This is a genomic window from Buchnera aphidicola (Brachycaudus tragopogonis) (genome assembly GCF_964059175.1).
Lineage (GTDB): Bacteria > Pseudomonadota > Gammaproteobacteria > Enterobacterales > Enterobacteriaceae > Buchnera > Buchnera aphidicola_BM.
This window is the reverse complement of record NZ_OZ060418.1, coordinates 262085-283245: the sequence shown is the minus strand read 5'-3', so window position 1 is coordinate 283245 and position 21161 is coordinate 262085. Positions and strand designations below refer to the sequence as shown.

15 protein-coding genes, 3 tRNA genes and 1 rRNA gene are annotated in these 21161 nt (G+C 26.0%); 5 read left to right on the top strand and 14 right to left on the bottom strand.

Features of this window, described 5'->3' with window-relative positions; genetic code table 11:
- Positions 1-4: 4 nt before the first annotated feature.
- Positions 5-493, bottom strand: coding sequence for an SsrA-binding protein SmpB (gene smpB / locus AB4W64_RS01310; protein ID WP_367678249.1), 489 nt, complete (start codon positions 491-493; stop codon positions 5-7).
- A 51-nt stretch (positions 494-544) separates the two neighbouring features.
- On the opposite strand from smpB, the gene AB4W64_RS01305 reads away from it, so the two are divergent.
- A complete protein-coding gene (locus AB4W64_RS01305; protein ID WP_367678248.1) occupies positions 545-829 on the top strand; it encodes an RnfH family protein in 285 nt (94 codons plus the stop codon).
- A gap of 78 nt (positions 830-907) precedes the next feature.
- On the opposite strand, the gene grpE is transcribed toward AB4W64_RS01305, so the two are convergent.
- The 5 genes from grpE to dnaQ all read right to left on the bottom strand — a co-directional run bounded on the left by grpE (position 908) and on the right by dnaQ (position 3719).
- Positions 908-1483, bottom strand: coding sequence for a nucleotide exchange factor GrpE (grpE, locus tag AB4W64_RS01300; protein ID WP_367678247.1), 576 nt, complete (start codon positions 1481-1483; stop codon positions 908-910).
- A gap of 115 nt (positions 1484-1598) precedes the next feature.
- Positions 1599-2081, bottom strand: a complete 483-nt coding sequence (gene gpt / locus AB4W64_RS01295) for a xanthine phosphoribosyltransferase (protein WP_367678246.1) — start codon at positions 2079-2081, stop codon at positions 1599-1601.
- A 100-nt stretch (positions 2082-2181) separates the two neighbouring features.
- Positions 2182-2769 (bottom strand): D-sedoheptulose 7-phosphate isomerase, encoded by a 588-nt coding sequence (lpcA, locus tag AB4W64_RS01290; RefSeq protein WP_367678245.1) that lies wholly within the window; start codon positions 2767-2769, stop codon positions 2182-2184.
- A gap of 86 nt (positions 2770-2855) precedes the next feature.
- Positions 2856-2929: transfer RNA gene (locus AB4W64_RS01285), tRNA-Asp, on the bottom strand.
- Between the two features lie 82 nt (positions 2930-3011).
- Positions 3012-3719: a DNA polymerase III subunit epsilon gene (gene dnaQ, locus AB4W64_RS01280; protein WP_367678294.1), complete on the bottom strand. Its 708-nt coding sequence runs from the start codon at positions 3717-3719 to the stop codon at positions 3012-3014.
- 46 nt (positions 3720-3765) lie between these two features.
- Between dnaQ and rnhA the strand changes: the two genes are divergently transcribed.
- On the top strand, positions 3766-4236 hold the full coding sequence (rnhA, locus tag AB4W64_RS01275) for a ribonuclease HI (RefSeq protein ID WP_367678244.1): 471 nt from the start codon (positions 3766-3768) through the stop codon (positions 4234-4236).
- A gap of 49 nt (positions 4237-4285) precedes the next feature.
- Positions 4286-5056 (top strand): hydroxyacylglutathione hydrolase, encoded by a 771-nt coding sequence (gloB, locus tag AB4W64_RS01270; protein WP_367678293.1) that lies wholly within the window; start codon positions 4286-4288, stop codon positions 5054-5056.
- Here the strand turns inward: gloB and AB4W64_RS01265 are convergent.
- From AB4W64_RS01265 to AB4W64_RS01255, 3 genes are all read right to left on the bottom strand, one after another.
- Positions 5038-5110: transfer RNA gene (locus AB4W64_RS01265), tRNA-Ala, on the bottom strand. The two genes, gloB and AB4W64_RS01265, sit on opposite strands and share 19 nt — an antisense overlap.
- 13 nt (positions 5111-5123) lie before the next feature.
- Positions 5124-5200: transfer RNA gene (locus tag AB4W64_RS01260), tRNA-Ile, on the bottom strand.
- A 55-nt stretch (positions 5201-5255) separates the two neighbouring features.
- Positions 5256-6803 (bottom strand): 16S ribosomal RNA (locus tag AB4W64_RS01255).
- Between the two features lie 356 nt (positions 6804-7159).
- On the opposite strand from AB4W64_RS01255, the gene argS reads away from it, so the two are divergent.
- Positions 7160-8899 carry an arginine--tRNA ligase gene (argS, locus tag AB4W64_RS01250; protein ID WP_367678243.1) on the top strand — a complete coding sequence of 580 codons (1740 nt, stop codon included), beginning with the start codon at positions 7160-7162 and terminating at the stop codon, positions 8897-8899.
- Positions 8900-9021: 122 nt separating this feature from the next.
- On the opposite strand, the gene flhA is transcribed toward argS, so the two are convergent.
- Entirely contained in the window at positions 9022-11109 is a 2088-nt protein-coding gene (flhA, locus tag AB4W64_RS01245) for a flagellar biosynthesis protein FlhA (protein WP_367678242.1), read from the bottom strand.
- The gene (gene flhB / locus AB4W64_RS01240; protein WP_367678241.1) at positions 11109-12251 is read right to left on the bottom strand and encodes a flagellar biosynthesis protein FlhB; all 1143 of its coding nucleotides are present in this window, start codon (positions 12249-12251) and stop codon (positions 11109-11111) included. Before flhB ends, flhA begins: the two co-directional genes overlap by 1 nt.
- Before the next feature lie 327 nt (positions 12252-12578).
- Here flhB and AB4W64_RS01235 point away from each other — a divergent pair, with 327 nt between their 5' ends.
- Entirely contained in the window at positions 12579-14318 is a 1740-nt protein-coding gene (locus AB4W64_RS01235) for a proline--tRNA ligase (RefSeq protein ID WP_367678240.1), read from the top strand.
- A 190-nt stretch (positions 14319-14508) separates the two neighbouring features.
- Here AB4W64_RS01235 and dnaE read toward each other — a convergent pair whose 3' ends face one another.
- From dnaE to bamA, 3 genes are all read right to left on the bottom strand, one after another.
- A complete protein-coding gene (gene dnaE / locus AB4W64_RS01230; protein ID WP_367678239.1) occupies positions 14509-17988 on the bottom strand; it encodes a DNA polymerase III subunit alpha in 3480 nt (1159 codons plus the stop codon).
- Between the two features lie 35 nt (positions 17989-18023).
- The gene (gene fabZ, locus AB4W64_RS01225; protein ID WP_367678238.1) at positions 18024-18470 is read right to left on the bottom strand and encodes a 3-hydroxyacyl-ACP dehydratase FabZ; all 447 of its coding nucleotides are present in this window, start codon (positions 18468-18470) and stop codon (positions 18024-18026) included.
- Positions 18471-18599: 129 nt separating this feature from the next.
- Entirely contained in the window at positions 18600-21008 is a 2409-nt protein-coding gene (gene bamA, locus AB4W64_RS01220; RefSeq protein WP_367678237.1) for an outer membrane protein assembly factor BamA, read from the bottom strand.
- Positions 21009-21161 lie beyond the last annotated feature (153 nt).

The following is a 21161-nucleotide window of genomic DNA, read 5'->3' as shown; positions in this document are numbered from 1 at the left end:
ATTTTTATATTTTCATATTTGTTTTTTTAAGTATTTTTAATTTCTCTTTTTTCCATTCTTTATTTTTTACATCTATTCTTTTATCTTTTACACTTTTACCTTTTGCTAATCCAAATTCTAATTTACACCAAGATTTTTTCCAAAATAAAGATAATGAAATTAATGTGTATCCTATATTTTTTTTTTGTGTAGATAAAAAATTAATTTCATTTTTATGTAATAATAACTTTCTTTTTCTAGTAGGATTGCAAAAACTATTATTAGAGGATACGTGTAAAGGTTGAATCAGAGAATTATAAAGATACATTTCATTCATATCAGTTACAATATAACTTTCAGAAATATTTACTTTACCTTGTCTAAGAGATTTTACTTCCCAACCTTCTAAAACAAGACCTGATTGAAATACTTTTTCTATAAAATAATTATGATATACTTTTTTATTAATAACAATTTTTGATGATCCTATATGAGACTTTTTTTTATGTAACATAATGAAACTCATTGTAAAAATAAGTTGAAATATTTATTAAAAATAAAAAACATGAAAATTATTCAAAATACGGTAGTATATGCGTTACCAAACAAACAGTATATTTATGAAATTAATGTTCAATTAGGTGCTACTGTAAAAAATGTTATTCTAGCATCAAATATATTACATATAGTAAAAAATATTTCATTACATAATATAAATGTAGGAATTTACAACAAATTAGTACATTTAAACACGATTACACAAGATGGAGATCGTATTGAAATTTATAGAAATTTAATAATTGATCCAAAAGAAAGAAGACGAAAAAAAATATTTTTTCACAAAAACTAAAATTTTGGTTTTAGATTTAATAATTAAAATTTTTTTTGAAAAAAATATTATTAAATCTAAAAAAAAAAGTATTTTTTTTTATATTTTTTTATGAGAAACTATAACCATAGCTGGTCTTAATAAACGACATTCATAAAGAATATAACCAGGTTGCATGACTGTTACTATGTGATTAGGTTCTATTTCATTGCTGTACTGAATAGACATGGCTTGATGAATAGATGGATCAAATGGTACATTTAAAGTATTAATTTTCTTAACATGAAATAAAAGAAAAAATTCCTTTAATAGATTATTAACAGATATTATTTTATTTTTAATATCTATAAAAATTTTATTCAATTCATCATTGTCTATTAAATCTAATGCACGTTCGATGCTGTCTGAAATAGGAAGAAGATCTGTAAGTAATTTTTCCAAAGAAAATTTTCTACATTTTTCAATTTCATTATAAGATCGCTTAAAGACAGTCATTATTTCTTTTTCAATAATTACTTCTTTTTCAAATATTTCTTTTTCAGATTCTTTTAACTTATTTTCTAAAGATTCAATTAAATTTTTCTTAATTAATTCATTATTTTCATATTTTTCACTTTTATTTATCTCTTGTTTTATTATTTTTTCATCTTTTACTTCTTCATCTTTATTTATCATAAAAATATCCTTTTTAGTACTTTTTTATTTTATAAAAAAATATTTTCTCATTTTTATTTTTTTTTGAATTAATTAAATAAAAATTTTATTAATAAATAAAACATTATTTTTTTAATTAAGATGTTTTTCTGATTTTATAGGTCTGAACCAGAGGGGAAATGTAAGATATTGACATATCCCACGGTTGTTCTATCCATACATTTTGAGGTATATCTATAACGTAATCATCTACTAATAAACGACCCATAGGTTTAGCAAAAATAGTTACAAAATATGCTTTGGGGTATAAATTCCTAATAATTTTTGCAGTTCCACCAGTATCGACTAAATCATCAATTACAATGATTTGTTCTCCATTACCTTCTGCTTTTTTAATTATTTTTCTTTTTTTCTTTAAGTAATCATAATTATAACTTGAAATACATACAGTATCAACACACCGAATTCCCAGCTCTCTTGCCAATAAAGCTGATGGAACAAGACCTCCTCGACTTACCGCAATTATTCCATTCCAAGATTTTTTTTTAATTAATCGATTAGCCAATTTTCTTGTATGAATTTGAAGCATATCCCAGGTGACAATGTATTTCTCACTCATAAAAATTCCGAAACTATAAAATAGTATTTATTAGAAAAGTGGAAATAAGTTGTAATTATTATAGGATTGTGAGTAAAGTAAATTTTATTTAAGAAAAATATTATTTTTTTAAAATATGCATTTCTTTTTCAATAATTAATATTAATATATGAATAATTTTAATATGCATTTCTTGTATTCGATCTGAATATCCATGGTAAGGAATACAAATTTCTACATCGGATAAACCTTGAATCCTACCGCCATTGTTGCCTGTTAAAGCGACAACTTTTATATTTTTTTTATGAGCTGTTTTGATTGCTTTTATGATATTTAAAGAATTTCCAGAAGTAGAAATTGCTAGTAAAACATCACCTGAGTATCCAATACTTTCAATATATCGAGAAAATACTTGATCGTATCCAAAATCATTTCCTACTGCAGAAATATAGCTGGCATCTGAAACGGATATTGCAGGATATCCAGATCTTTTTTCTCTATATAGACTCGTAAGCTCTTCTGCAAAATGTACTGCATCACAATTTGATCCTCCATTACCACATGATATTACTTTTTTACCATTTTTGAATGCATCTGCAATTAAAATAGCAGACTTTTGAATATTATATATTTGTATTTTATCTTTTAAAAAAGTTTGTAATATTTTTAATGCAGAATTTAGTTCAGAACAAATTGTTTTTTTATACATAATCTTAAGTATTTGGATTTTTTAAAAAAAATTTATGTTTTTAGATAAAAACATATATTTTTTATAATTATAACGTTAAATTTTTACGGTGCGGACGGGACTCGAACCCGCGACCCCCGGCGTGACAGGCCGGTATTCTAACCAACTGAACTACCGCACCTTGTTAGTATGTTTCCTATTGTACATATTTTAAAAAATCAGTCAATAATCTTTTTTATATATTTATTAAAAAGTTAATTCTATTAACATATATTTTTATTTTTTATATACTCTAAATATTGTTTGTGTAATTTCAACTCTTCTTGTGAAGCATATAATATTTTTAAAGAATATTTTTTTGATTTGACCAAACAATCTGATTTTTTAAATGACTTTTCATTATTAAATGAATCATAAAAAAATAGAGATTCTTGACGACTAGTCATTAAAAGATATAATTTACCTAAAAGTTTAGCATCAATAATAGCACTATGTACATTTCTATGAGATTTATTTATTTTGTAGCGTGTACAAAGAGCATCTAAGGTGTTTTTTTTACCAGGAAATAATGTGCGAGCAATTTTTAATGTATCAATTATAGAACATACAACATCTATTTTTTTTATATTTTGATTTAACATTTGAAATTCTTGATTTATAAATCCTAAATCAAATGAAGCATTATGAATAACTATTTCAGAATTTTTAATATAATTAAAAAATTCAATAGCTATATCTTTAAAAATAGGTTTATCCGATAAAAAATCATTTGTGATACCATGTACTTTTAATGCTCCAGATTCTATTGATCTATTAGGTTTAAGATAAACATGAAAATTATTTCCTGTAAAACGACGGTTAATCATTTCAACAGCACCAATTTCTATAATTCTATGATTCGTATGAGGAAGACCTATAGAACTGATACCAGTTGTTTCAGTATCTAATATAACTGTTCTTTTTTTATTAATCATAATTTTTAAAAATAATTAAAATAATTGTGAGATTTCTATTATCATGTTAAAAATAGTTAAAATGTTTACGGATGGTTCTTGCTTAGGAAATCCTGGTGCCGGAGGCTATAGTACAATTTTACGTTATAAATTACATGAAAAAATATTAACTTCAGGTTTTTATTTAACTACTAATAATAGAATGGAATTAATGGCTGTAATTTCAGGGTTAGAATTTCTTAATCAATCTTGTATAGTAGAAATTACAACTGATAGTTTGTATGTCAAAAACGGAATTGTTGATTGGATGCCCATTTGGAAAAAAAAGGAATGGAAAAATAATAAAAAAAAACTTATAAAAAATATAGATTTATGGTTGCGCGTAAACGATGCCTTAAAAAATCATATAGTTACTTGGTTTTGGATTAAAGCGCATATAGGTCATAAAGAAAATGAAAGATGTGATATGATAGCACGTCAATCTGCTCGAAATCCTTCAATTAAAGATATTTACTACGAGAATAGTAAATTATAAATATTTTTTTGATTGATAAAAAATTAAATTTATATATAAAAAAAATATGATAATTCTAAAAAAAATACCTATATTAGATACTAACTATGTTTGGATTCTTTGTAATCAAAATAAATTTTGCATAATTATAGATCCTGGTTCATCTAAAGAAGTAATACAAAAAATACAGGAAAATAAATGGTTTCCTACGGCTATTTTACTAACTCATAATCATATTGATCATGTAGGAGGTGTAAAAAAAATTGTTCAATATTATCCTAATATAACTGTATTTGGACCTAAAGAAACAATAAAAAATGGTTGTAATAATCCTGTATCTGGTGGTGATGAAATTTTTTTATTAAATAGAAAATTCTATGTTTATTTTACTCCTGGTCACACTCCAGGTCATATTTCGTATTACAGTAAACCATATCTTTTTTGCGGAGATACTCTTTTTTCAGGTGGTTGTGGTCGTGTGTATAAAGATGATTATTTAAACATGTTTAATTCGATAAATTTTATTTCTTTTTTTCCTGATTTCACTATGTTATGTTGTTCTCATGAATATACTTTATCTAATTTATATTTTTCTACATTTATTTTTCCAGAAGACAAGAAAATTCAAGTTTATTATAAAAAAATAAAAAAAATAATAGATTCAGGTAAATCAAGTTTACCTTCTTATATTATTTTTGAAAAAAAAATTAATTTGTTTTTAAGAACAAATGATACATTTTTAAAAAAATATTTTGGATTAAAAATGAATTGTACTAATTTTGAAGTTTTTATGAAGTTAAGATTAGAGAAAGATTGTTTTGTTGGAGCTAAGCGGGATTGAACCGCTGACCTCCTGCGTGCAAGGCAGGCGCTCTCCCAGCTGAGCTATAGCCCCAGATGATTTTTTATGGTAGGCCTGAGTGGAATTGAACCACCGACCTCACCCTTATCAGGGGTGCGCTCTAACCATCTGAGCTACAAGCCTTCTAATTTTTTATTAGATAATTTGTGTGGGCACTTTCAAATAAAGTATATATTTTTAAGGAGGTGATCCAACCGCAGGTTCCCCTACGGTTACCTTGTTACGACTTCACCCCAGTCATGAATCACAAAGTGGTAGGCGCCTTCCTTTTAAGGGGTTAGGATACCTGCTTCTTTTGCAACCCACTCCCATGGTGTGACGGGCGGTGTGTACAAGGCCCGGGAACGTATTCACCGTGGCATTCTGATCCACGATTACTAGCGATTCCGACTTCGTGGAGTCGAGTTGCAGACTCCAGTCCGGACTACGATTTACTTTATGAGGTTTGCTTGTCTTTGCAGATTTGCTTCTCTTTGTATAAACCATTGTAGCACGTGTGTAGCCCTGGTCGTAAGGGCCATGATGACTTGACGTCGTCCCCACCTTCCTCCGGTTTATAACCGGCAGTCTCCTCTGAGTTCCCGGCCTAACCGCTGGCAACAGGGGATAAGGGTTGCGCTCGTTGCGGGACTTAACCCAACATTTCACAACACGAGCTGACGACAGCCATGCAGCACCTGTCTCACAGTTCCCGAAGGCACTTTTTTATTTCTAAAAAATTCTGTGGATGTCAAGACCAGGTAAGGTTTTTCGCGTTGCATCGAATTAAACCACATGCTCCACCGCTTGTGCGGGCCCCCGTCAATTCATTTGAGTTTTAGCCTTGCGGCCGTACTCCCCAGGCGGTCGACTTAATGCGTTAGCTTCGGAAGTCACTTCTCTTGGAAACAACCTCCAAGTCGACATCGTTTACGGCATGGACTACCAGGGTATCTAATCCTGTTTGCTCCCCACGCTTTCGCGCCTCAGTGTCAGTATTCGTTTAGGAGGCCGCTTTCGCCACAGGTATTCCTCCAGATATCTACGCATTTCACCGCTACACCTAGAATTCTACCTCCCTCTACGAGACTCTAGCATTTTCAGTTTCAAATGCAGTTCCTAGGTTGAGCCTAGGGATTTCACATCTGACTTAAAAAACCACCTACGCGCTCTTTACGCCCAGTAATTCTGATTAACGCTTGCACCCTCCGTATTACCGCGGCTGCTGGCACGGAGTTAGCCGGTGCTTCTTCTGCAGGTAACGTCACAAAATAAAATTATTAGTTTTATTTCTTTCCTCCCTGCTGAAAGTACTTTACAACCCTAAGGCCTTCTTCATACACGCGGCATAGCTGCATCAGGCTTTCGCCCATTGTGCAATATTCCCCACTGCTGCCTCCCGTAGGAGTCTGGACCGTGTCTCAGTTCCAGTGTGGCTGGTTATCCTCTCAGACCAGCTAGAGATCGTTGCCTTGGTAAGCCATTACCTTACCAACAAGCTAATCTCGTCTGGGTTCATCCAAAAGCATGAGGCCAAAAAGGTCCCCCACTTTGGTTTTTCAACATTATGCGGTATTAGCTACCATTTCTAGTAGTTATCCCCCTCTTTTGGGCAGATCCCCAGATATTACTCACCCGTTTGCCGCTCGCCGACAAGAAAGCAAGCTTTCTTTCGCTGCCGCTCGACTTGCATGTGTTAGGCTTGCCGCCAGCGTTCAATCTGAGCCATGATCAAACTCTTCAATTGAAAAAGCTTTTCTTAAAGAAAATAAATTCTTTAAGAGATTATCAAATAACAAAAAATAATTTTTGTACTTAATTGTCTGTGCCCACACAGATTATCTAATATTTTTTTAAAGAGCAATTTTTATATTTAAAACTTTAAAATAAAGGTTACATTTTTTTGTTTCTCTTGTCAACTCTTTTTTATAAAATATTTTTATTAAGTAGTTTTATACTATTGATAAAAGTATAAGTTATAAATTTTATACACAAGTTTAAAAAATAATATTTATTAAACAACCAAAAAAAATATAATACAGAGTTATAAGTTATTATTCATAATATATAATATTTTGATATATTATTAAAAAGGTTTTAAAAATGAATTTAAAAAACATAATAAAAAAAGACATAGAAAATATTCTATCACAAATAAATCCTATAAAAAACTACAATCCTATTATCATATTAAATAAAAGAGTACAGTTAGGTCATTATCAACTCAATAATCTGATAAAAATAGCTAGTATATTAAAATTAGAACCATGCAAATTGTCTGAAATCATTATTGGTGGTATCAAAAAAAAATATATATATCAAAAGATAACATTTTCTCAACCAGGATTTATTAATTTTTTTATTAAAAACGATTGGTTATCCACAGAATTAGAAAATATTTTTACCTCACCTCGTCTTGGTATAAAGCGCATCAAACCAAAAAATATTGTAATAGATTACTCTTCTCCAAACATTGCAAAAGAAATGCATATTGGACATTTAAGATCAACAATAATTGGTGATGTCACGGCAAGAATATTGCATTTTTTAGGACATAATGTAATTAGAGCAAATCATATTGGTGACTGGGGAACACAATTTGGTATGTTAATTGCATATTTAGAAAATAAAAAATCAATAACTGCATTACAAGACAATTATTTTTCACTAGAAAAAATAGAAAAATTTTACTGTAAAGCAAAAAAAAAATATGATTCAGATCAATTATTTGCAAAAAAATCTAGAGAATATGTAGTCAAATTGCAAAACGGAGATCAACGTTGTCATAAAATTTGGAAAAAATTAGTTTCTATTACCATGGTTGAAAATCAAAAAATATATACAAGACTTAACGTCACATTGAGACCAGATGACACTATAGGAGAAAGTTTTTATAACAAAATGCTTCCTAGCATAATTGAAGACTTAAAAAACAAAAAAATAGCAATTGAAAAAAATGGTTCTATAATTGTTTTTTTAAAAGAATTTAAAAATAGGTTAGGACAATCCATGGGAGTTGTTATTCAAAAAAAAGACAAAGGATTTTTATATTCTACTACTGATATTGCTTGTTTTAAATATAGATATCAAATACTACATGCCGATCGTATTATATATTATACTGATTCTCGTCAAAATCAACATCTGATACAAGCATGGACTATAGCTAAAAAAGCTAACTATATACCAGAAAACTTATTATTAGAACATCATGTATTTGGCATGATGTTATCAAAAAATAAACGTCCATTTAAAACTCGTGATGGAAATACTATAAAACTTTCTCAACTTCTTAATGAAGCAACAGAACGAGCCATCCATTTAATTAAAAATAAAAAACGATATCTACACAAAAAAAAACTTATTCATTTAGCCGAAGTTATAGGAATCAGTGCAGTAAAATATGCTGATTTATCTAAGAGTAGAAATACTAATTATATATTTGATTGGGATAAAATGCTTAGTTTTGAAGGTAATACAGCTCCTTATATACAATATGCTTATACAAGAATTATTTCTATAATAGAAAAATCTAACATCCCTATCAAAAAATTAAAAGAAAAAGTCATTTTACAAAAAGAAAGTGAAATTCATCTAGCTATAAAAATATTAGAATTTGAAGAAATTGTTCTGTTGATTTCTAAAAAAGGAACCCCTCATATTATGTGCAAATATCTTTATCAACTTGCAACATATTTTTCTAGTTTTTATGAAAATTGTTCTATACTTTTTGCTAAAAAAATAAAAATTTGTAAAAGTAGACTTAAATTATCTATTTTAACAGCAAAAACATTGAAAAAAGGACTTAATATGTTAGGTATTAAAATAGTAAAAAAAATGTAAAAAAAATATTTATACTATTTATTTCTTTAACACGAAAAAACCAGCAAGGTGAGGAAATAATGTAGTACTGAAAAATGTACTACTTACAACCACACCAACCTGCATTTAAAAAAATAAATAAATTAATTTCCAATTATACTACTCATTTTTATTTTTTTTATATCGGAAATCTCAAATTGAGATAAAACAGTTAATTCTGGAAAACTCTGTCGTAAAAATTTAGATAAAAAATGTCGAAGAGGATGACTAACTAATAATACAAGAGGAGCTTTTATTGATAATTGTTGTGTAATAGCTTCTTTTGTTTTTATTAGTAAAGTTTCACATAACGTTGGTTCTATAGAATTCGTTTCTCCTTTTAAACCATTTAATAATAATTTTTCTAAATTAGATTCTAATCCTATTACTTCGATAATATTTTTCTTATAAAATAATTTTTGTACAATAATCTTACTCAATGCAATACGAACAATACTCGTTAATTCATTGGGATCTTTTTGAGAATCTGCATATTCTGATAATGTTTCTAAAATAGTTCTCATATCGCGTATTGGAACATTTTCTAATAATAAATTTTTAAGAACTTTATGTAAAACTGTTAAATTAATTATATTTGGAATTAAATCTTCGGTTAATTTTGGCATTTCTATAGCAACATGTTCAAGTAATTTTTGAGCTTCTTGACGACCGAACAATTCATTAATATTATTAGTAATTAAAAAATTTAAATGTGTAGAAATAACCGTGCTAGATTCTATAACAGAATAACCTTTTTCTTGAGCCTTATTTTTGAATTCTTTATCGACCCAATAACCTGATAGACCAAAAGTAGGTTCATATACTTTATCAAAAGGCAAAGGTTCTGTTTCTCTACCTGAATGAATAGCCATAAATTTATCATAAAAACATGTTCCTTGACCTACTTCTACACCTTTAATTAAAATACGATAATTATTTTCTAATAAATGAATATTGTTTTTTATACGTACTAATGGAGGTAAAAATCCAATTTCTTGAGTAATTTTTTTACGAACTATACGAATTTTGTCTAATAAATTATCTTTTTTATTTGCATCAATCATTGGTGCTAAATTATAACCTATTTCTACTCTTATAGGATCTTCTAATGTAACATCATTCCAAGATGCTTCTGAAATAGAATCTTGTATCAATTGATATTTTTTATCAGATTTAGAAAAATCATTTTCTAAAACATGTTTTTTTTCATATAACCACCAAGAAAGAACAAATAATAAAATAGTAAAAATCAAAAATATAATGTTTGGCATACCAGGAACTAATCCAAGAACACCCAATACTATAGCACTTAATAAAATTACTTGAGGATTATAGAAAAGTTGACTAATCATTTGTTCACCAACATTTTGATTAGTACTGACTCGCGTCACAATTACACCTGCTGCAGTAGAAATAACTAAAGCTGGAATTTGAGCAACTAAACCGTCTCCAATAGTCAATAATGTATAAACTTCTGCAGCTTTATTTAAAGGCATATGATGCTGTATTAAACCAATAATTAAACCTCCAAATATATTAAGAATCATTATTAAAATTCCAGCAATTGCATCACCTCGTACAAATTTACTAGCACCATCCATAGAACCATAAAAATCAGCTTCTTGCGTGATTTTTATACGACGTTTTTTTGCTTGTTCTTCTCCAATTAAACCTGCATTTAAATCAGCATCAATTGCCATTTGTTTTCCTGGCATAGCATCTAATATAAATCTTGCACCTACTTCTGCTATTCGGCTAGCTCCTTTTGTAATAACGATAAAATTAATAATAACTAAAATGATAAATACAACTATTCCAATAGCAAAATTTCCACCTACTAAAAAATGACCGAAAGATTCAATTACTCGTCCTGCTGCATTAGCTCCACTATGACCATTTAAAAAAATAACACGAGTAGAAGCTACATTTAATGCTAAACGCAATAATGTTGAAAAAAGCAAAATTGTTGGAAAAGCAGTAAATTCTAAAGTATGACGAGTAAACATAGAAACAAGTAAAATTACTATTGATAAAGCAATATTAAAAGTAAAAAAAACATCTAAAACAAAAGGAGCTAATGGCAAAACCATCATCGATAAAATCATTAAAATAAGTATTGGACCTGCAAGTATTTGCCATTGAGTCGTTTTAAAAATTTTCAAAATGCGAGAAAAATAAGAAAAATTAATCATTATTGTTTATGTTCTCCTGTAAAAGTAAATTCGGACGGAACCAGTATATTTTTAGGTTTTTCAGGAAAAAGACCACCTTCTTTTTTCCATTTACGTACTTTCCAAACCCATGCTAAAACTTCTGCAACCGCTTGATAAAGAGCTCCTGGAATATATTGTCCTATTTCAGAATAACGATATAATGCACGAGCCAATGATGGCGCAGCAATAATAGAGATATTATTTTCTAAAGCTAATTTTTGTATTTTAATAGCTATTTCACCTATTCCTTTAGCTATAACTTTAGGTGCATTCATATTTTTCTCATCGTATTTAAGAGCAATTGAATAATGTATCGGATTAGTTATAATTACGTCAGCTTTAGGGATATCTGAAATCATTCTTCTACGTATAGCTGCTTTCATTTCTTGACGAATTCTTATTTTAATACTTGGATTTCCTTCTTTTTCTCTTAATTCATCTTTTATTTCCTGATAAGTCATTTTTAATTTTTTATAGTAATTAAATTGTTGAAAAAAAATATCAAAGAAAACAATAGGAATCAAACCTAATATAACTAAAATACAACACGTAGCAATTATATGGCATCCATGTAATAATGAAGATATAGAATATTCATGAACTAAAAATAATATTTCAGTAAAAGAAACATATAAATAAAAAAAAGATATACAACTAACAATCAATAACTTTAATACTATTTTAAAAAATTCTATTATTATTTGAAAAGAAAATATTCTTTTCAACCCGTTAAATAAATTTAATTTTTTTAAATTAAATTCTAACGATTTAAAATTTAATTTTATACCACTTAAACTAATTGCAGGAACTATAATTATAGTAAATAAAAATATTAAAAATGGAAAAAAAATAAATAATATATTTTTAAAAAAAAATAATATTTCTAAAAAAATATTATTATCATTTATAACATTTTTATTAAAAGAAAAACTATGAAACATTATTTTACTAAAAAGAACAACAATCGAATCTCTATAGCACCATAAACTTATAAACCCAACTAACAGAACTAATAAGGAACTTAATTCACGAGAATATCTTGTTTTTCCTTTTTTACGAAACTTTTTAATACGATATTCAGTAGGATTTTCTGTTTTTTCTTCATTCATATTATGATTCATTTTAAATACTGTTAACCACGATTTGTCTATAAAAAATTTATTAAACCTCTCTATTATAAAAAAAACAAGTTAATTTTTTTAACATTTTCAAGAGAAAATTTCTATTTAAAAAAATAATACTAAAATTTTTATATTTAATTTCTTTTAAAATAATATAATTATATATATTAAAACATTTTTTAATCTCAATAAAAAAAATCACTATACTAATAGTAGTTATATTAAAATCGAATATTTAAATATATTATTTAATATAATATTTTATTATATAATGTAGTAATATTTTTCATTTAAAAAGAAATTTTTTATTTTTTGAGATATCAATATATGCGTACAAGTCAATATCTATTATCAACTTTAAAAGAAGTACCTTATGATGCAAAAATAATCAGTCATCAACTTATGCTAAGAAGTGGTATGATTAGAAAAATATCTTCAGGTTTATATGTTTGGCTTCCTACTGGAATCAGAGTACTAAAAAAAATACAAAATATTATTCACGAAGAGATGAAAAAAATAGGCGCATTAGAAATATCAATGCCTATTATGCAACCTGAATCTTTATGGCAAGAAAGTGGGCGAGTAAAAATATATGGAGAAGAATTATTCAATTTTTATGACCGTCGAAAAAATAAATTTATTTTAGGACCAACTAACGAAGAACTGGTAACTAGCTTTATTAAAACTGAAATTCATTCATATAAAAAATTACCATTAATTTTATATCAAATACAAACGAAATTTAGAGATGAAATTCGACCGCGTTTTGGGATTATTAGAACACGTGAATTTACTATGAAAGACGCTTATTCTTTCCATATTAACCAACAATGCTTAGAAAAAACTTATGATCAATTTTACAATAGTTATATAAATATATTCAAAAAAATACAGTTAAATTTTCGAATTGTAAAAGCTGATTCAGGTTCTATGGGAGGAAATCTTTCTCACGAATTCCAAGCTTTATCTAATAACGGAGAAGACGAAATAGTATTTTCTGAAGATTCATCATATGCTTCAAACATGAACATGGCCGAATCTATGGAAACAAAAGATTTTTTAAAAAATAAAAATCTGTCACTGAATACCATAAAAAAAATTGTAACTAAAAAATCTATTATGATTTCCAATCAATTAAATATTCCTTTAAAAAATCAAATTAAAACTATTTTAGTTCGGACTAAAAAAAATTATATTCATCCAATAGCTGCATTATTAATACGAGGAGATCATGAATTAAATATATTTAAAGCACAAAAAATTGATTTTATTGAAACACCATTAGTATTTCTTAATGATACAGAAATACTTTCTTTAATAGGTGTTACAAAAAAATTTTTAGGTCCTTTAGGATTAAAAATTCCTATTATTGCAGATATATCTACTTATACAATGGAAAATTTTTCTATTGGTGCAAACGTTGAAAATAAATTTTTTATTAACGTAAATTGGAAAATAGATTTGCCTCTTCCAATTATTCAAGATATTCGAAAAGTAACAAAACATGATTTAAACCCTAACGGAAAAGGACATTTAAACGTTCAAAAAAGTATCGAATTAGGACATATATTTCAACTAGGTCAAAAATATTCTCAAAAAATGAAAACATGCATTCCAGTTAGTAATGGAAGTCAAAAAAATTTACACATGGGATGTTATGGTATAGGAATAACTAGAATTGTAGCAGCTGTTATTGAACAAAATCATGATAAAAATGGTATTATTTGGCCAATTTCTATTGCACCTTTTCAAGTAGTCATCATGCCTATAAATATGAATAATGTCGATAAAGTACAAAAAATAGCAAATCTTTTATATCAAGAACTACAAAAAAAAGAAATAGATGTTATCTTAGATGATCGAAACGAACAACCGGGAATTATGTTTAACGAAATTGATTTAATTGGTATTCCTCATCAAATTATAATTGGCACACGTTCTATTATTAATAATAATGTCGAATATCGAGAACGGAAAAGTAAAAAAACTATTTTGATTAGCATTCAAGAAATAATTAATTTTATAGTTACAAAAATTAATACATCAAAATACAAAATTTATAAATAAATTTTAACTTCTTTAAATACTATACTTATAACATAAAAAATGTTTTGAAAAAACTATAAAAAAATAACTCGCAGTATTTTTATACTAACTAATATTTTTGCGAGTTATATTACACAATATAGTTATTATATATTTAATTTTTAAATTAAAAATTAATTGTTTTTAAATAAAATAGATCATGGTACAAATACTATTTTAGTAGTATTTTTTTTAATCCTACTATTTTTTTTAATTCGTTTAAAAAATTATCAGTAATACTGATAAACCATTTATTATTTAATTTTAAATTTAAGCAAATATTTTTTTTACAATAAGCAATACAAATAGGAATATTACCTTTAGGTTGTTTTTCTAAACACTTATATAGTTTTTTTAAAAATAAAATATCTGTTTTTTCCTCTTTTAACATAATTATTAATTTTTTTATATACTTTTTTCGTGCCATATTTAAATTCATAATGTTAGAAGCAGTCATTTTAATGCTTTTATTAATAAAACTAATATTTAAAACTCCTTCTATTATTAATATTTTATTTAATTTTAATAAAGATTCATGTAATTTCAATAAATCTTTAAAAATTATCACTTCTAAACGACTAGTATTATCATCTAATGTTAAAATAGCTATACGATTTTTATTTTTCGTTATTTTTATTTTAATAGAAACTACAACCCCTGCTACTAAAATTTTTTCATTTTTTTCTATATTTTTTAATTTTGATAAAGTAATGTTGTTAACATAATGTTTTAATTCTATTGCATACTGATCAATAGGATGACCTGTTAAATAAAATCCTAATACTTGATATTCATTGTCTAATTCATTTTTTTCAGAATATGTTAAATTAATAAAATTATTTTTTTTTACTTGTTGTAATTCATCTTTAAATAAACCGAAAAGACTGTCTTGTTTAAAATATCTAATCTTAACTGATTCTTTTGATGCTTTTATAGCATCATCAATTGATTTAAGCAAATAATTTCGAGGTTTATTAAAACAATCACAACTTCCAGACATTATTAATTTTTCTAATACTCTATGTGTTATCTTATTAGAATCAATACGCATACAAAGATCAAATAAATCTATAAAAATTCCATTTTTCTTTCGTTCTTTCACAAGATATTGTACTGAATTTTCTCCTATTCCTTTAATCGCTCCTAATCCATAAACTACATTTCTTTTTTCATCAACATAAAATTCATATTTACTAAAATTTATATTTGGAGGTATTATTTTGACTCCCATACGAAGAGTTTCATTAACTAAAATAACAATTTTTTCTGTATTATCTATATCAGATGTCATAGCCGCAGCCATAAATTCAGCAGGATAATGCGTTTTTAACCATAACGTTTGATAAGAAACTAAAGCATAAGCTACAGAATGAGATTTATTAAATCCATATCCTGCAAATTTTTCTAACAAGTCAAAAATTTTAATTGCTAATTTTCTATTAATACCATTTTTTAAAGCTCCTATCTCAAATATAGCTCGTTGTTTTACCATATCTTTTAAGTTTTTTTTACTCATTGCACGTCTTAAAATATCTGCATGCCCTAGAGTATAACCTGCTAAAACTTGCGCTATTTGCATTACCTGTTCTTGATATAGAATAATACCATACGTTGATTCTAATATCGGTTTTAATAATACATGCTGCCACTTATGGTCAGGATATGAAATTTTTTCACGTCCGTGCTTTCTATTAATAAAATTATCAACCATGCCAGATTGCAAGGGACCCGGTCTAAAAAGTGCTACTAAAGCAATGATATCTTCAAAACAATCAGGTTGTAATCGTTTAATTAGATCCTTCATACCATAAGATTCTAATTGAAATATAGCAATAGTTTCAGATTTTTTCAATACATTAAAACATTTACTATCATCGAGAGGAATAGAATTAATATTGATTTTTTTTTCTTTATTCAATCGTAATTGTAAATTAATCATTTCTACTGCATAATTAATAATAGTTAATGTACGCAAACCAAGAAAATCAAATTTAACTAATCCTATATATTCTATATCGTTTTTATCGAATTGAGTAACTGGATTAGCTCCATGTTCATCACAATATAGCGGGCAAAAATCAGTAATTTTAGTAGGTGAAATAACTACACCTCCTGCATGTTTACCTACATTCCTATTTGTGCCTTCTAGTTTTTTAGCAACATCAATCAAAATTTTCACATCTTCATTGTTATTATAAAGATAATATAATTCTGATTCTTTAGAAAAAGCTTGTTTTAATGTTATTCCAGGATCTAAAGGTACTAATTTAGATAATTTATTAATAAATCCATATGGGTAACCTAAAACCCGCCCAACATCTCTAATAACAGCTTTAGCAGTCATTGTTCCAAAAGTGATAATCTGCGCCACTGCATTTCTTCCATATATATCTGCAACATGATCAATTACTTTATCCCGTTTTTCCATACAAAAATCAATGTCAAAATCAGGTAATGAAATACGTTCTGGATTCAAAAAACGTTCGAATAAAAGATTAAAAAATAAAGGATCTACTTCTGTAATATTTAATACATAAGCTACAAGAGAACCTGCACCAGAGCCACGTCCCGGACCTACTGGTATACCATTATCTTTTGCCCATTGTATAAATTCCATAACAATTAAAAAATATCCAGGAAAACCCATTTTATTAATTACATCAAGTTCCATATCCAAACGATTTTTATATTGATCATAAACAATTGAATATTTTTTATTATTCAAATTATATAAACTTAAACGCTCTTCCATACCTTTATATGCTTGTACTATTAAATAATTTTCAACACTTATTTTTCCAGTAGGAAATTGTGGTAAAAAATATTTACCAGAATATATAAAAACATTACAGCGTTTTACAATTTCTACACTATTAACAAGAGCTTCTGGAATATCATGAAAAAGTTGACACATTTCTTGTTCACTTTTTAAAAACTGTTGATTACTATAATTATTTTGAATTTTTGATTCTTGTAGTATTTCACCTTCGTTAATAGCAATTCTAATTTTATGAACTTTAAAATCTTCTTTATTTAAAAAACAAACATCATTGGTAGCAACAACTGGAATATTTTTTGAAAAAGATAAATCTACTGCTAAATTTAAATATTTCTCTTCATTTTTTCTATTTGTGCGAAATAATTCTAAATAATAAGAATTGGTAAAGTTTTTCTGATAAAAAGATAAACAAGTAGATATTAAAGATAATTCACCACGAAGTAAAACTTTTCCAAGTTCACCTTGACAACCACCCGAAAGTAAAATTAATCCTTTATTTATTTCTAATAACCATTTTTTTTCAATAGTTACATCATAATTATTAGTATATCCCTTTTGATATGCTTTAGAAATTAACAGGATTAAATTTTTATACCCTTCTTCATTAGAAGCTAACAAAGTTAATTTTGTTAACTCATTATTAAGTAGATTAGAAAAAAACTTTACTGTAACTCCAATAATTGGTTTTAAACCCAATTCATGAGCAGTATTATAAAATTTAATTACACCATATAAATTGTTGTAATCTGTTATTGCAAGAGCAGACATCCCTAAAGATACTGCTTTTTTAACTAAATCTTCAGGTTTAGACAATCCATCAATAATAGAGTAATCACTATGCACATTCAGGTGAAAAAATTTTGCTTCATTCATAAACTTCCCGAAATTTATATAAATATATGTTTAAATTACACAAAATATTTCTTAGCAAAAATAATTGTAGATTTACAGATAATATTATCATCAACCATAGCAATATTTTTAAATTTTAAAATATTTTTATATTGTTTCAAAAAAATTACCTCTATAAATATTTGATCACCAGGAATGGCATTTTTTTTAAATCGAGTATTATCTACACCTACAAAATAATATAATTTATTGATATTCAGTTCACCTGTACTATTATATATTAAAATACCAGAAGCTTGTGCCATAGCTTCTATAATTAATACACCTGGAAAAATAGGTTTTTTAATAAAATGACCTTGGAAGTATGGTTCATTAAATGTACAATTTTTTACTGCGCGCAAATATTTAAAATTTTTAAAACTTATAATCTTATCAACAAGTAAAAAAGGATAGCGATGCGGTAAAATTTTTAAAATTTCTTCAATATTTAAAGTTTGATTCATAACATTCAAAATTCTAACCTTATTCTAAATATTTTTACACGTATAAGTGTTATATTTTTTTACCTAGAAAAATATACTAATTGTTTTTCTTCACAGAAAAAAATATTTTTTTATAAAGCTGTTTAATAATTACCAATTTTTACCAAAATTAAATTGAAATGCTTCTAATTGATGGTTTTTATTTTTTTGAATAGGAAGTGCATAAGAAAAAACTAATGGACCAATGGGAGAAAACCATTGTAATGAAAGACCAAATGATGCATAAATATTATTTAAAGCATTATTTTTTAGAAATTTTAGTGAATTTAAACTCGATATATCATTTGATGTCGTATTCCAAATATTGCCAACATCTATAAAAAAAGCAGATCGAAGAAATTGAGAATATTGTTCATATTGAATAAATGGAATAGGTGTAATCAACTCTAAATTTACTATTGCAGTAGTATTTCCACCAATAGAATCAATAGATTCACATAAATTATTATTTTGATATCCAATACAGTTCTCTAAATCAGAGTTAGAATAATTTTTTTTAGGACCAATAGTGTTAGTACGAAATCCACGAATATTATTTGCACTATTAGCATAAAAATTTTCGTAAAAAGGTAATTGTTCTTGTTTAAAACTATTTCCTATACCCATATGAATGTGACTTAAAAATATAAAATTGTTTGTTTTTTCTAATGGAATATATTGCTCGCTATCTAGTACTATTTTATAAAAACTATTATCAGAACCAGGAATAGTATTTTTTCCGCTTATATATGTTTGATTTCCAGAAAAAGGAAAATAAAAATATTTTAAACTGTCATAAATCCAAGAATAATTTAAAGTAAAATCATTAACTAAACTATCTTCTACAAAATTTATATCAAAATTTGTTTTCTCTTTTATTTTATAATCTATTACTTGATTTTTTGTATTAAAAATACCATTATGACTGTATCCTAATCCAAAATTTACTCGATTATTATCATTAATTAAAAATCCTAAATTACTTTCGAAACCATAAGTATTTTTTTTTAAATTTGAAATACTATTAAAATTATATTTAAAATCATTATAAAAAAATCTAGTATTTAAATCTGTATGATTAGTCATTAAATACGGATAGCTAATTGATAAATCAGTATATTTTTGATTATTGTTTTTAATAGCACTAACTTTTAAAGAATTTCCGGAACCAAATATGTTTTCTTGAGAAAAAGAAGTATTAAAGCTTATTCCGTTATCCATTCCGTATCCTAAACCAAAATTTATAGATCCAGTAGGTTTTTCTTTTACTATATAAGTAACATCAACTTGATTAGAATTATCAGATAGTATATTTTTTATTACTTGAACCTCACTAAAATATTTTGTTTTTTCTAATGAATCTTTACTAGAATCTATTAATTTAGAATTAAAGTATTCGCCTTCTATTTGCTTAATTTCACGACGTAAAACCTTATCTTGAGTAAAATAATTTCCTTTAAAATTAATTCTTTTTACAAAATAACGGTTTTTAATATCTATATTAAAATTTAATGTTATTATTTTCTTATTATGATTAATTTTTGGATCTACTAAAATTTTAGCATTAATATATCCGTGTTCAGATAAAAACATTGAAATTTTTTTTAAAATAAAATTAATTTTTTCTTTATTATATAACTCATTATGATTAATATTAATTATATTTTTAATGCTTTTTTGATATTCAAATAAATTACCATTTATAAAAAAATTATCAATTTTATATTTTTTACCTTCAAATATATTAAGATTAATATCTACATAATCTTTATCTTGAAGAAATTTTACTTCTTTATCATCTATATTAAAATAAAAATACCCCTGATTTAAATAAAAATTACTAAGACGATCTAAATCATTCTGAAACTCTTGAGGAGAATAAGTGTTTTTATCTAAAAAATTCCACCAAGTGTGGTGATCTTTTAATTTAAATAATGACATGATTTTTTCTTCGGAAAAATCTTTATTGCCTATTATTTTAATACTATTAATTTTTGTTAAAACACCTTCATCAATAAGTATTTTTAAATCAACAGTATTTTCTTTTGAAAAAATTTTTAATATTTTAATACGTGCTTTGTATCTTCCAATATCATGATAAAAATCTTCTATTGTTTTAATAAAATTTTTCATTATAAAAGGATTTAGCACACCATCTTTTTTAATATTCAATTTTTCTAAATATTTTTCTAATATAGAATTCGTAATAATCTTGTTGCCAGATATAATAACTTTAGAAATAATCGGTCTCTCTTTAAGATCAAAGGTAATAGTTGTGCCTGAATAAATCACTTTAATGTCTTCAAATCGTCCAGTTTTAAATAAAGCGTTAATACTATTTTTTATATCATATTGAGAGATTTTACTTCCAATACTAAAAAAAACATTTTTTAATGTTTCATTTTTTGAAACATTTTTTAATCCTTGAAATTTAATATCCTGTACTGTCCAGGTATTTTGTGCATAAACAGAAATACTAAAAAAAATTAAAAAAGAGATAAAAAATTTTTTTATGAACATTATCACTATTTTTCCTGCAATATATTTCATCTTTTGTAAAATTTTTTTTAAAATTATGACAGTTTAGAAGAAATTATAAAGTCAAATACAATTAACTAATAATTTAAAAAATAATTTTTAATATGTATTTACATTTTATTTATTTTAGAAATA